We start from the raw sequence: 11834 nt of genomic DNA, 5'->3' as shown, positions 1-11834 counted from the left end.
GACCGGCTCAGGCTGGGCGACGACCGCCACCACCGGAGGCGCGGCCTCGGGCGAAACGGACGGCGGGACAGGGGTGGAGGCCACAGGCGCCGGCGCGGGCGTCTCGGCCGGCGACCGCGTCAGGGCCCAGGCGCCGACGGCCACGGCCGCGAGGGCGGCCACGCCGCCGCCGACGTAGAGCGGCAGACGCCCGGAAGACCCGCCACGCGCGGCGACGGTCCCGGCGGGCGCGGCGCGGCGCGGGGCCGCGACCACCATGTCGTCCAGGGTCACGACTTCGGGGGCGGGCGTCGGGACCGGAGCGGCGACCGGCGATGCGGCGGGGATGGGGGCGGGTTCCGGTTCAGGCAGAGGCCGCACGGCGAGATCCGGCGCGGCTACGGCGGGTGCGGCGGGCGCCGGCGCCGCGCGTTCGGGCTCGGGCCTCGGCGCGGGCTTCGGCGCGGCCGGGGCGGCGCGCGGGATCATGGAGCCGCTGAGAATGCCGGACGACGGGGGCGGCGCGGGCCGGGGCTTCGGCGGTTCGGGCAGGGGCGGCAGGGTCGAGCCGCGCGGCAGCGGCCCGGCGCGGAACACCGTCGCGGGCGGGCGACCCCAGGTCACCGGGCGGCGGAAAGGCTCCGGCTGGGCCTGGCCGTTGACGGGCGAACCGTTCAGCTTGGGGTCGTTCTGATTGGACATGCAGGCTCCCGCGCCGTGTACGGCGCGTTTCTCAAACGCGGACTGGCGACGAAGGTGGCCGCCGATCTGGCCGCTTTCGTGACGCTCTAGTTCTTCAGCCGGTAGCCGGTGCGGAACATCCAGCCGATGACGGCCAGGCAGCCGAAGAGGAAGGCCAGGGTCGCCGTCAGGCTAACGCCGATCCCCACGTCCCCCGACCCGTAGAAGGTCCAGCGGAAGCCCGAGATCAGATAGACCACCGGGTTGAAGTGGGTGATCGTCCTCCACGGCTCGGGCAGCATGTGGATCGAGTAGAAGGACCCGCCGAGGAAGGTCAGCGGCGTCACCACCAGCATGGGGATGAACTGCAGCTGCTCGAAGCTCTGCGCCCAGATGCCGATGATGAAGCCGAACAGGCTGAAGGTCGTCGAGATCAGGATCAGGAACAGCAGCATCTCGACCGGGTGCAGGATCTGCAGGGGCACGAAGAGGGCCGCAGTGGCCAGGATGATCAGCCCCAGCACCGCCGACTTGGTCGCCGCCGCCCCGACATAGGCCAGGACGATCTCCAGCGGGCTGACGGGCGCCGAGAGCAGCTCGTAGATCGTGCCCGTGAATTTCGGGAAGTAGATGCCGAACGAGGCGTTGAAGATCGACTGGGTGAACAGGCTCAGCATGATCAGCCCGGGCACGATGAAGGCGCCGTAGGGCACGCCGTCGATCTCGGTCATCCGCGATCCGATCGCGGAGCCGAAGACGACGAAATACAGGGCCGTGGTGATGACCGGCGTCACGATGGACTGCCAGATGGTGCGCAGGGCGCGCGCCATCTCGAAGCGGTAGATCGCCCAGACGCCGTAACCGTTGAACGCCATCACGCCGCCTCCGACTTCGACTGGTGGACCAGACCCACGAAAATATCCTCAAGCGAGCTCTGGCGCGTGCTCAGGTCCTTGAACCCGACGCCGATGTCGCTGAGCCGCCGCAGCAGGGACGGCACGCCGGTGCGTTCGGCGTTGGAGTCGAAGACGTACTCCAGCTCGGTCCCGTCCGACTTGAGCTCCAGGACCCATTCGGACAGCTCGGCGGGCAGGACCTCCAGCGGCTCCTGCAGCTGCAGGGTCAGCGTCTTGCGGCCCAGCTTCTTCATCAGGGTCGTCTTGTCCTCGACCAGGATCAGTTCGCCCTTCAGGATCACGCCCACCCGATCGGCCATCTCCTCGGCCTCCTCGATGTAGTGGGTGGTCAGGATGATGGTCACGCCGCGCTCGCGCAGCTTGCGGACCATCTCCCACATGTCCTTGCGCAGCTCGACGTCGACGCCCGCCGTGGGCTCGTCGAGGAACAGGATGTCGGGCTCGTGGCTCAGGGCCTTGGCGATCATGACCCGGCGCTTCATGCCGCCGGACAGGGTCATGATCTTGGAGTCCTTCTTGTCCCACAGGCTGAGGTCGCGAAGGATCTGCTCGACGTAGGCCGGGTTCGGCGCCTTGCCGAACAGGCCGCGGCTGAAGGTCACCGTCGCCCATACGGTCTCGAACGCGTCCGTGGTCAGCTCCTGAGGCACCAGGCCGATGACGGTGCGCGCCTTGCGGTAGGCCTTCTGGGTATCGTGGCCGTCGGCCGTCACCGTGCCGCTGCTCGGCGTGACGATGCCGCAGACGATGGAGATCAGGGTGGTCTTGCCCGCCCCGTTCGGCCCCAGAAGGGCGAAGATCTCGCCCTTGGCGATCGTCAGATCGACGGGCTTGAGGGCTTGCAGCCCGGACTTATAGGTCTTGGTCAGACCCTGGATTGTGATTGCGGGCGGCATGGGGGTCCCTCTCCCTGGGGCCCGCAGATATGCGCCGCCCCCGTTCCGGACAAGGGCGCCGCGGCTCCAGCGGAGCCATATCTTTCGCGATGAGTTGGGCAGGGGTGTCTCGCCTCTCCTCCACGCTTCGCTCCGGCCTGCGCCGATTGACCCCTGCCCGCCGACGGAAGCGCGCGGTCGTGCTGAACGGCCTCGAGCTGATCGCCCGCATAGGCTACGGCGCGCGCGGGTTCGTCTATCTGTCCGGTGGAGCGCTGACCCTGCTGGCCATCCCCGGGCTGGTCGATGGCGCGGCCGGAACCCGCGGCGCCATCGGCTGGCTGGCCCAGCAGCCGCTCGGCCGGGCCTGGGTCCTGCTGCTGGGCCTCGGCCTGCTGGCCATTGTGGTCTGGCGGATGCTGCAGGCGATCTGGGACGCGGACAATGAGGGACATGACCAGCAGGGCCTGAGCACCCGCATGAGCCAGGGGTTCAGCGGCGTCGGCTACGCCCTGCTGGCCTGCAGCGCGTTCAGCCTTCTGTTCCACACCCCCGCCGATCCGGGCGCGGCCGAGATCGCCGCGGGCCATCGCGAGGCGGCGCGAATGCTATCGCTGCCGTTCGGCAATCTGCTTCTGGCGGGAATCGGTCTGTGCATCGCCGGGGTGGGGATCGCCAACATCGTCAGAGCGTGGCGTGACGACTTCGCCGCCTACCTGTCCTGTTCGGTCGAGCTTTGCCGCCGGGTCGTTCCGCTGGCGCGCGCCGGCTACATGGCGCGCGGGATCGCGTGGCTGCCGCTGGCGGCCTTGATCTTCCTCGCCGGGGTTCGGTCGCGGGCCTCGGACGTGACAAGCTTCGACGCCGCGCTGGACGCCCTGGGTCGTCAGCCGGGCGGCGCGGCTTTGCTGGCCGCGGCCGCGCTGGGCTTCATCGGCTTCGGACTGTTCTCCTTCATCGAGGCCCGCTTCCGCCGCATCCGGCCACCGCGCGAGATCGTACCAGTCTGAGGCCGCGGAACTCCCTTCCCGGCCGGGTATTCACGATCCGGAGATCGCCTCATGACCCCGCGCGTCCTCGCCGCCGTCGCCCTGATGGGCGCCCTGTCCGCCTGTGTCACCGCGCCCTCGCCGTCCGAATACCGCGCCCCTCAACCCGCCCGCGCCGTAGACGCCGACCGTCTGTGGTCCGGCCGCTGGATCGAGGTCGCCCGCCTGCCCGACCGACTGACCGACGGCTGCGTCGCCGGCGCATCCAACTATGTCCTCGTCTCGGCGACGCGGGTCGACGTGCGCGACACCTGCGAACAGGGCCAGCCGGGCGGACGCGAGAAGTCCATCGGCGGGCGCGGCGAGATTCTTGACCCGGGGACGAACACGAAGCTTCGGGTGCGCTACCTCGGCGGGTTCGTGACCTGGGACTACTGGGTGCTGGACCACGACGAGGCCTACACCTGGTTCATCTCGGCCGACCCGACCTTCGAGCGGTTGTTCATCTACACCCGTGAAATCCCGAGCCCTGCCCAGCGCGAACGACTGACCGAACGCGCCCGCGCTTTGGGCTATGATGTCAGCCGCCTCGAGTTTCCCGCCCAGCCTACCCCTTGAAGGACCCGCCCATGCGTGTCTCGGCCCTCGCCCTCTCTTCTCTCTTCGCCCTCACGCTCGCCGCCTGCGGCACGGAATCGACGCTGGATCCCGCCGCCGGCTACGGCGCTGACCCGGTGCTGCCCGCGCCCCGCCACACCCTGCTTCCGACGGTCAATATCGCCGACGCCGCCGGTTGGCCGCAGGGCCGGACCCCGGTCGCGGCCCCGGGCTTCCGGGTGCAGGCCTTCGCCGCCGGTCTGACCCATCCGCGCTGGCTCTACCGTCTGCCCAACGGCGACATCCTGGTGGCCGAAACCAATGCGCCGCCCAAGCCCGAAGGGCTGGACGACGGCGCCGGGGGCGGTTTCCGCGCCTGGGCGCAGGGGCTGGTGATGAAGAGGGCCGGCGCGCGCACGCCCAGCCCCGACCGCATCACCCTGCTGCGCGACACCGACGGCGACGGCGTGGCCGAGACCCGGTCGGTCCTGCTCGAGAACCTGATGTCGCCCTTCGGCATGGCCCTGGTCGGGAACGCCCTCTACGTCGCCAACGCCGACGCCGTGGTGGCCTTCCCCTACCAGACCGGCCAGACGCGGATCGAGGCCGAACCGCGCAAGATCGCCGACCTGCCCGCGGGCCGGAACCACCACTGGACCAAGAGCCTGGTCGCCAGCGCCGATGGATCGCGCCTCTATGTCGGGGTCGGGTCGAACTCCAACATCGGCGAGAACGGGATGGACGAGGAAACCGACCGCGCCGCCATCCTGGAGATCAATCCGGCGACCGGCGCGCGGCGGGTCTACGCCTCGGGCCTGCGTAACCCGGTGGGACTGGCGTGGCAGCCCGACAGCGGCCGGCTGTGGGTGTCGGTCAATGAGCGCGACGAGCTCGGCAACGACCTGGTCCCCGACTACATGACCTCGGTCACGCCCGGCGGCTTCTACGGCTGGCCGTTCAGCTACTACGGCCAGACCGTCGACGAACGGGTCGAGCCCCAGGATCCCGCCCTCGTCGCCCGCGCATTGCGGCCGGACTACGCGCTAGGCGCCCATACCGCCTCGCTGGGCCTGACCTTCGGCGAGGGGACGCTGTTCCCGGTCCGCTATCGCGGCGGAGCCTTCGTCGGTCAGCACGGGTCGTGGAACCGCAAGCCGCGCAACGGCTACCGCGTGCTGTTCGTCCCCTTCGTCAACGGCGTGCCGTCCGGCCCGCCCGAGGACATCCTGACCGGCTTCATCAGCGCCCAGGACACGGCCATGGGCCGCCCGGTCGGGGTGCAGTTCGACCGCACCGGCGCCCTGCTGGTCGCCGACGACGTGGGCGACGTCATCTGGCGCGTGTCGCCCACCGCCTGACAGGCGAAGGCCCCGGCGGATCGCTCCACCGGGGACTTGCAAGGGTCTACGCCGGGATCAGTTCAGCGGTTCGACCACGATGACTGGCGGGGGCGCGGCCGGGGCCGGGGCCGGCGTCACGGTCGGCGCCGGGGCGGCCGGAGCGCTGTTCAGCGTCGAGGTCACCGGCGACGGCGCGGGCGCGGCGACGCTCGGAGCGGGAGTGGGGGCCGGCGTCTCGGCGCGCGGCGCGGCGCGGCGGACCACGGGAGCTTCACGGCGAACCGGGGCTGGGGCGGCCTGACGCGCCACCGGCTCGGGCGTGGCGTCGACCGGAGCGGGCTCAGCGGCCAGCGGCGCGATCGGCGGAGCCGGAGTGATCGGCAGGACCGGGGCGGTCGCCGCCGCTTCGGCCAGCGGAGCCTCGGCGACGTCGCCGCCGCCGTTCATCAGCATCATGGCCGCGGCGCCGCCGATCACCAGAACCCCGATCGGGGCCAGGATCATCCAGGTGCGCATGCCGCCCTTGCGGCGAAGCTGGGCCTTGGTGCGTGCATAGACGGGGACGAAGGTCTCTTCACCAACGACGTCGGCGCGGTCTTGGGGATAGGTAACGGACATCTCTGTTCCTCCTTGAGCGTGGGTTTCCAACCGCCCCGGAAGAGCGCGGTTCCGCGAACAGGTTGAATGTCCTGAAGAAACACCTTTGCTGACACATGTGGGGCGGCAAGCGCCCCGTTTGACGGCCGTCATCCGGCCGGATGAGGCGACAAGAGGGTCCTGAAGTGACGCTGCGTCACCGCCGCTTCGGCGCCACGCCCCACGGCAAACCGGTCCGCAAACCGTTCGCAAACGGCCAAAAACGACGCGCCGATTCTCCCACCGGTTGACCCGGCGGACCGGCTTGTTCATCACCAGAGAGGGCATCTGGCGAGTGGACGTGGCTATGGGTTTGGTGGCGAACATCCGGCGAGACATTCGGTTCGTGAAGGGCCTTCGCCGCCTGCTCGGCCGCATCAAGCCGATCACCATGGACAGCGTCGACCTGGTCTGTGACGACTGGGAAGAGGCCGTCGACAAGTTTTCCGACCACATCGCCATCCAGGACGACCGCCGCTCGATCTCCTATCGGGACCTGGACGCCATGGCCAACCGGTTCGGCCACTGGGCGGTCAGCCGCCGCCTGAAGCGGGGCGATACGGTCGCCCTGGTGATGCTGAACCGGGCCGAATACATCGCCGCCTGGATCGGCTTCTCCAAGGTCGGGGTCGGCACGGCGCTGATCAACACCAACCTGACCGGCCACGCCCTGGCCCACTGCCTGACCATCTCCAACGCCTCGCAGGTCGTCACCGACGAGGATTGCTGGCGCAAGGTCGAGGATGCCCGCCCGCTGGTCGACCGTAACCTGATGCTCTGGGTGCTGGGCCTGTCCGACACGGATGAAGCCGATGAGCGCCGCGGCCTGGACAAGCCGGTGCGCAGCGGCTCCTCGGTGCGGCCCGCCCGCTCGATCCGCTCGGGCCTGACCAACCGCGACACGGCGCTGTACATCTACACCTCGGGCACGACCGGCCTGCCCAAGGCGGCCAAGATCACCCACGCTCGCGCCCGCACCTATATGCGCGCCTTCGCCGGAGCCACTGCGGGAACCGAGAAGGACGTCACGTTCAACGTCCTGCCCCTGTACCACTCGACCGGCGGCCTGGTCGGCATCGGCCCCGCCCTGCTGAACGGCGGCCGCCTGGTCCTGCGCAAGCGCTTCTCGGCCACCAATTTCTGGCCGGACGTGAAGGCCTCGGGCGCGACCCTGTTCGTCTATATCGGCGAGCTGTGCCGCTACCTGATCAACTGCCCGGAGAACCCCGACGAGCGCGCCCACAAGCTGCGCCTCGCCTTCGGCAACGGCCTGCGCCCCGATGTCTGGGAAGACTTCCAGAAGCGCTTCGCCGTGCCCGAGATCCTCGAGTTCTACGGTTCGACCGAGGGCAACGTCTCGCTGTTCAACTTCGACGGCAAGGCGGGCGCCATCGGCCGCGTTCCGGGTTTCCTGAAGAAGCAGATCAACTGTCGGCTGGTCCGTTTCGACATCGACACCGAACTGCCCGTGCGGGGTCCGGACGGCCTGTGCCAGCTGGCCAAGGCGGGCGAGGTCGGCGAGGCCCTGGGCCAGATCGGCGACGACACCCGCCACGCCTTCTCCGGCTATGCCGACAAGGCGGCGTCGGAGAAGAAGATCCTGCGCGACGTGTTCGTCAAGGGCGACCGCTGGTTCCGCACCGGCGACCTGATGAGGCAGGACTCGGACGGCTACATCTATTTCATCGACCGGATCGGCGACACCTACCGCTGGAAGGGTGAGAACGTCTCGACCGCCGAGGTCGAACAGCGGCTGGCCGACGCGCCGGGCGTCAAGGAGGTCGTGGCCTACGGCGTTCCGGTGCCGGGCCAGGAAGGCAAGGCCGGCATGGTCGCCCTGGTGATCGACGGCCGCTTCTCGGCCAAGGTCTTCGCCGAATGGGTGGATCAGGAACTGCCGTCCTACGCCCGCCCCGCCTTCATCCGCCTGATCAAGTCGGCCGAGACGACCGGGACCTTCAAATACCGCAAGGTCGACCTGGTCGCCGACGGCTTCGATCCGGACAAGGTGGACGGCGCCCTCTACGTCCGCGGCGGCAAGAACGGCTACGCCAAGCTGACCGAGGCAGCCCGCGCGGCGATCCTGTCCGGCGAAACGCGGCTCTGATATCCGCGGAATCGCAACCGCAGATTAATCATTAACAGCGATGGTCGGCCTCTCGCGCGCGTTGGGGCTCCCCGTCTTCTCATGTTCCAGATTATCGGCATTGTGCTGCTGTTCGCCCTCGTGTTCGGCAGCTACGCCATCTCGGGCGGCAAGTTCGAGGTGATCCTGCACGCCGCGCCTCACGAGTTGATGGCGATCGGCGGCGCGGGCATCGCCGCCTTCCTGATCTCCAACAGCGTGCCGGTGCTGAAGTCCTCGCTCAGCGGCCTGGGCAAGGCCTTCGCGGGGCCCAAATGGAAGAAGCAGGACTACAAGGACCTGCTGTCGCTGCTGTTCCAGCTGACCAAGACGATGAAGTCCAAGGGCGTCATCGCCCTGGAAAGCCACATCGAGAAGCCGGCCGAGAGCGCCATCTTCCAGAAATACCCCAAGGTGCTGAAGGACCACTTCGCCACGGACTTCATCTGCGACACCCTGCGGATGATGACGATGAACCTGGAGGATCCTCACCAGATCGAGGACGCCATGGAGAAGCAGCTCGAGAAGCACCACCACGAGGCGTCAGGCGCCCCGGGCGCGCTGCAGAACCTCGCCGACGCCCTTCCGGCGCTGGGCATCGTCGCGGCCGTGCTGGGCGTCATCAAGACCATGGGCTCGATCACCGAGCCGCCGGAAATCCTGGGCGGCATGATCGGCGGCGCCCTGGTCGGCACCTTCATGGGCGTGTTCCTGGCCTATGGCCTGGTCGGCCCCCTGGCCGCGCGCCTGAAGGCGATCGTCGACGAGGAAGGCGCCTACTACAAGATCATCCAGTCGGTGCTGGTCGCCCACCTGCACGGCAATGCGGCCCAGATCTCGGTCGAGATCGGTCGCGGCGACATCCCCTCGTCGGCCCAGCCGTCCTTCGCCGAGATGGAAGAGACCCTGTCGGCCGCCCCGGCCGTCTAGCCTCACGCCGTCTTCACGGACGCTCAACGCTGATCACGGTTCCGGGAACGCCCCGGCTGTTCGCCGGTTGTCTGGCCGACGGATCGTGAAAGCGACCGCTCCAGGCGTCGCTGCGACCGTTGGAGGATCTCCCATGAGAGCGATCACCCTCGCCCTGGCGACGACCGGCGCCCTGGTTCTGGCGGCCTGTTCGAGCCAGGACGACGCAAAGAACAATGCAGCCGCGGATGCAGGCGCAGACGCCGCCGCGACCGCGCCGACCACCGGAACGCCCGCACCCTCGGACACCGCCACGCCGCCGCCGGTCGATCCCGCCGCGCCGACGTCCCACGATCCGGCCGGCGCGCCGCAAACCCCGCCGACCCTGCCGGTGGAGCCCGGCACGACGCCGTCCACCCCGGCCACGCAACCGCCCGCCCCATAGGACCGGCGCGGAAAGCTGACGCTTCCGTATGTTACACCCGTTCACGAAGCCGTGAGATTTTTACTTGCGCTTCGTCTCGCCTTCCCGTTAGCTCCGGGGTGCGAGGACTCATGATCTCGTGAACCTTCTGAAGGATGAAACCCATGCGCATCACTGCTCTGATCGCCGCCTCGGCCGCCGCTCTGGCCCTGGCCGCCTGCCAACCGGCCGCCGAAGAAAAGGCCGCTGACGCCTCGGCCGACGCCGCTGCCGCCGCCGACACCGCCACGGACGCCGCCGCGACCGCCGACCAAGCCGCCGCTGACGCGACCGCCGCCGCCGGCGACGCGTCCGCCGCCGCCGCCACCGCGGCTGCTCCGGCCGCTGACGGCGCGATGGCTCCGGCCGCCGCCCCGGCCGCTCCGGCCGCTGCTCCGGCTGCCGCTCACTAAGAGCCTTCGAACACGGCCTTCGGGCCTGGTTCGAGAGAAGGGTCGCCCTCACGGGCGGCCCTTTTTCGTTGCCGCCCGCCCGTGTAGGTCGGAGCCATGACCGATGACCGCTCGCCCCGTCTGCTCTGGACCGAAGACGGCGCGCCCCAATCGGGCCGGTTCGGAGACGTCTACTTCTCCCGCGAGGACGGCCTGGCCGAGACCCGTGCGGTCTTTCTGGCGGGCTGCGGCCTGCCCGAGGCGTGGACCGGGCGGCGGCGCTTCACCGTGGCCGAGCTGGGCTTCGGCGCCGGGCTGAACATCGCCGCCCTGCTGGACCTTTGGCGGCGCGAGGGCCCGGCGGAGGGCCGGCTGCACATCGTCTCGGTCGAGGGCTTTCCCCTGACCCGCGACGAAGCCGCGCGCGCCCTGTCGGCCTGGCCCGAGATCGCCGAGGCCGCCGAGGCCCTGCTGGCCGCCTGGCCCGCTCCGACGCCGGGCCTGCACCGGTTGGATCTCCCCGACTTCAACGCCACCCTCGATCTGGCGGTCGGCGAGGTGGAGGACGCCCTGACCCAATGGTCCGGCGCGGCGGACGCCTGGTTCCTGGACGGCTTCGCCCCCTCGACCAATCCCGGCATGTGGTCGGATGCGGTGATGGACCTGATCGCCGCCCGATCGGCCCCCGGCGCACGCGTGGCCACCTTCACCGTGGCCGGCGCGGTCCGGCGCGGCCTGACCGAGCGGGGCTTCGCCGTCGAGAAGCGGCCCGGCCACGGCCGCAAGCGCGAGCGGCTGGAGGCCCGGCTGCCGGGCGGCGTTCTCGACCCCGCCCCGCCCCGCGTCGCCGTCATCGGCGCCGGCGTCGCGGGCGCGGCCATGGCCCGCGCCTTCGCCGCCCTGGGGCTGCGCCCGGCCGTGATCGAGGCCGAAGCGCCGGGCGCGGGCGCGTCGGGCTTCGCGGCGGCCCTGGTCACGCCGCGCCTGGACGCGGGCGACCGCGGCATCGCCGCCCTCTACGCCGGCGCCCTCGAGCGGGCCGCGCGCCTCTACGCCGCCACGCCCGGCGCGGTGCTGAGCCGGGGCGTGCTGCAGCTGGAACAGGCCCCGCGCGACGCGGGCCGACACGCCAAGGTCGCCGCGCAGGACCTGTGGCCCGAGCAGGCCATGGTCCCGCTGGACGCCGCCGCCTGCACCGCCCGTCTGGGAGAGCCGGTCCAGACCGGCGGCCTGTGGATGCGGGACGCCATGGCCGTCCAGCCCGCCGCCGTGCTGGCCGCCTGGCTGGCTGGCGCGGACCGGATCGTCGGCGCCGTCGCCGGGATCGAGCCAGGCGCTGAGAGCGGCTGGCGGATCACCGCCGCCGACGGGGCGACCCTCATGGAGGCGGACATCGTGGTTCTGACCGCCGGATGGGGATGCGCGGCCCTGACCCCCGACCCTGCGCTGGCGCCCGTGGCCGGGCAGGCGGAGATGGTCGAGGGCGTGGACGGTGGACCGGTCGCCTGGGGCGGCTATGCGGTTCCGACCGGCGCCGGCCTGCTGTTCGGCGCCACCCACGACCGGGGCGTGACCGATCCCGAGCCCTCGGAGGAGGCCCGTCTTCGCAACCGGACGGCCGTGGCGGCGCGCCTGCCCGGGCTGGCGGCGCGGATCGAGGCGGCGGGGCCGGCGCGGTCCCGTGTCGCGGTGCGCGCCACGACGCCTGACCGGCTGCCTCTGGCCGGCGCTCTGGCGGAGGGGCTCTACATCCTCGGCGGCCTGGGCTCGCGCGGCTTCTGCGCCGCGCCCCTGCTGGCCGAGCATGTGGCGGCCTTGGCGACCGGCGCCCCGTCGCCGCTGGCGCGCGATCTGGCGATCCGGGTCACGCCGTCGCGCCTTTCCGGCGCAAAGGGACTTGCGAAACCCGACGTATCGTTCGACGGTTGAGC

At 70.6% G+C, this 11834-nt stretch carries 11 protein-coding genes and 1 pseudogene; 8 read left to right on the top strand and 4 right to left on the bottom strand.

Going from position 1 to position 11834, the window contains the following annotated elements; genetic code table 11:
* From AC07NB_RS15270 to AC07NB_RS15260, 3 genes and pseudogenes are all read right to left on the bottom strand, one after another.
* A pseudogene (locus AC07NB_RS15270) lies at window positions 1-681 on the bottom strand (hypothetical protein); the annotation flags it as partial.
* Window positions 682-767: 86 nt separating this feature from the next.
* On the bottom strand, window positions 768-1535 hold the full coding sequence (locus tag AC07NB_RS15265) for an ABC transporter permease (protein WP_492312107.1): 768 nt from the start codon (window positions 1533-1535) through the stop codon (window positions 768-770).
* The gene (locus tag AC07NB_RS15260; protein WP_291840014.1) at window positions 1535-2473 is read right to left on the bottom strand and encodes an ABC transporter ATP-binding protein; all 939 of its coding nucleotides are present in this window, start codon (window positions 2471-2473) and stop codon (window positions 1535-1537) included. Before AC07NB_RS15260 ends, AC07NB_RS15265 begins: the two co-directional genes overlap by 1 nt.
* Before the next feature lie 179 nt (window positions 2474-2652).
* Here AC07NB_RS15260 and AC07NB_RS15255 point away from each other — a divergent pair, with 179 nt between their 5' ends.
* The 3 genes from AC07NB_RS15255 to AC07NB_RS15245 are packed head-to-tail and all read left to right on the top strand — an operon-like array spanning window position 2653 to window position 5396.
* Window positions 2653-3462, top strand: a complete 810-nt coding sequence (locus tag AC07NB_RS15255; RefSeq protein ID WP_492312106.1) for a DUF1206 domain-containing protein — start codon at window positions 2653-2655, stop codon at window positions 3460-3462.
* A gap of 51 nt (window positions 3463-3513) precedes the next feature.
* Window positions 3514-4059, top strand: coding sequence for a lipocalin family protein (locus tag AC07NB_RS15250; protein WP_492312105.1), 546 nt, complete (start codon window positions 3514-3516; stop codon window positions 4057-4059).
* An 11-nt stretch (window positions 4060-4070) separates the two neighbouring features.
* Window positions 4071-5396, top strand: a complete 1326-nt coding sequence (locus tag AC07NB_RS15245; RefSeq protein WP_494572541.1) for a PQQ-dependent sugar dehydrogenase — start codon at window positions 4071-4073, stop codon at window positions 5394-5396.
* 57 nt (window positions 5397-5453) lie between these two features.
* Here the strand turns inward: AC07NB_RS15245 and AC07NB_RS15240 are convergent, their stop codons facing one another.
* Window positions 5454-5996 carry a hypothetical protein gene (locus AC07NB_RS15240; protein WP_492312103.1) on the bottom strand — a complete coding sequence of 181 codons (543 nt, stop codon included), beginning with the start codon at window positions 5994-5996 and terminating at the stop codon, window positions 5454-5456.
* Window positions 5997-6321: 325 nt separating this feature from the next.
* Here AC07NB_RS15240 and AC07NB_RS15235 point away from each other — a divergent pair, with 325 nt between their 5' ends.
* The 5 genes from AC07NB_RS15235 (at window position 6322) to mnmC2 (ending at window position 11832) form a co-directional block, all read left to right on the top strand.
* On the top strand, window positions 6322-8121 hold the full coding sequence (locus AC07NB_RS15235) for a long-chain-acyl-CoA synthetase (RefSeq protein ID WP_494572542.1): 1800 nt from the start codon (window positions 6322-6324) through the stop codon (window positions 8119-8121).
* 81 nt (window positions 8122-8202) lie between these two features.
* Entirely contained in the window at window positions 8203-9069 is an 867-nt protein-coding gene (motA, locus tag AC07NB_RS15230; RefSeq protein WP_291840725.1) for a flagellar motor stator protein MotA, read from the top strand.
* Window positions 9070-9202: 133 nt separating this feature from the next.
* Window positions 9203-9493, top strand: coding sequence for a hypothetical protein (locus AC07NB_RS15225; protein WP_494572540.1), 291 nt, complete (start codon window positions 9203-9205; stop codon window positions 9491-9493).
* A 143-nt stretch (window positions 9494-9636) separates the two neighbouring features.
* Complete coding sequence (locus AC07NB_RS15220; protein WP_492312101.1) at window positions 9637-9924, top strand: hypothetical protein; 288 nt, start codon at window positions 9637-9639, stop codon at window positions 9922-9924.
* A gap of 96 nt (window positions 9925-10020) precedes the next feature.
* On the top strand, window positions 10021-11832 hold the full coding sequence (gene mnmC2 / locus AC07NB_RS15215; RefSeq protein ID WP_494572588.1) for a tRNA (5-methylaminomethyl-2-thiouridine)(34)-methyltransferase MnmC2: 1812 nt from the start codon (window positions 10021-10023) through the stop codon (window positions 11830-11832).
* Window positions 11833-11834 lie beyond the last annotated feature (2 nt).

Source organism: Brevundimonas sp. GW821-FHT09G01 (assembly GCF_059416065.1).
This window is presented reverse-complemented; position numbering and strand designations above follow the sequence as displayed.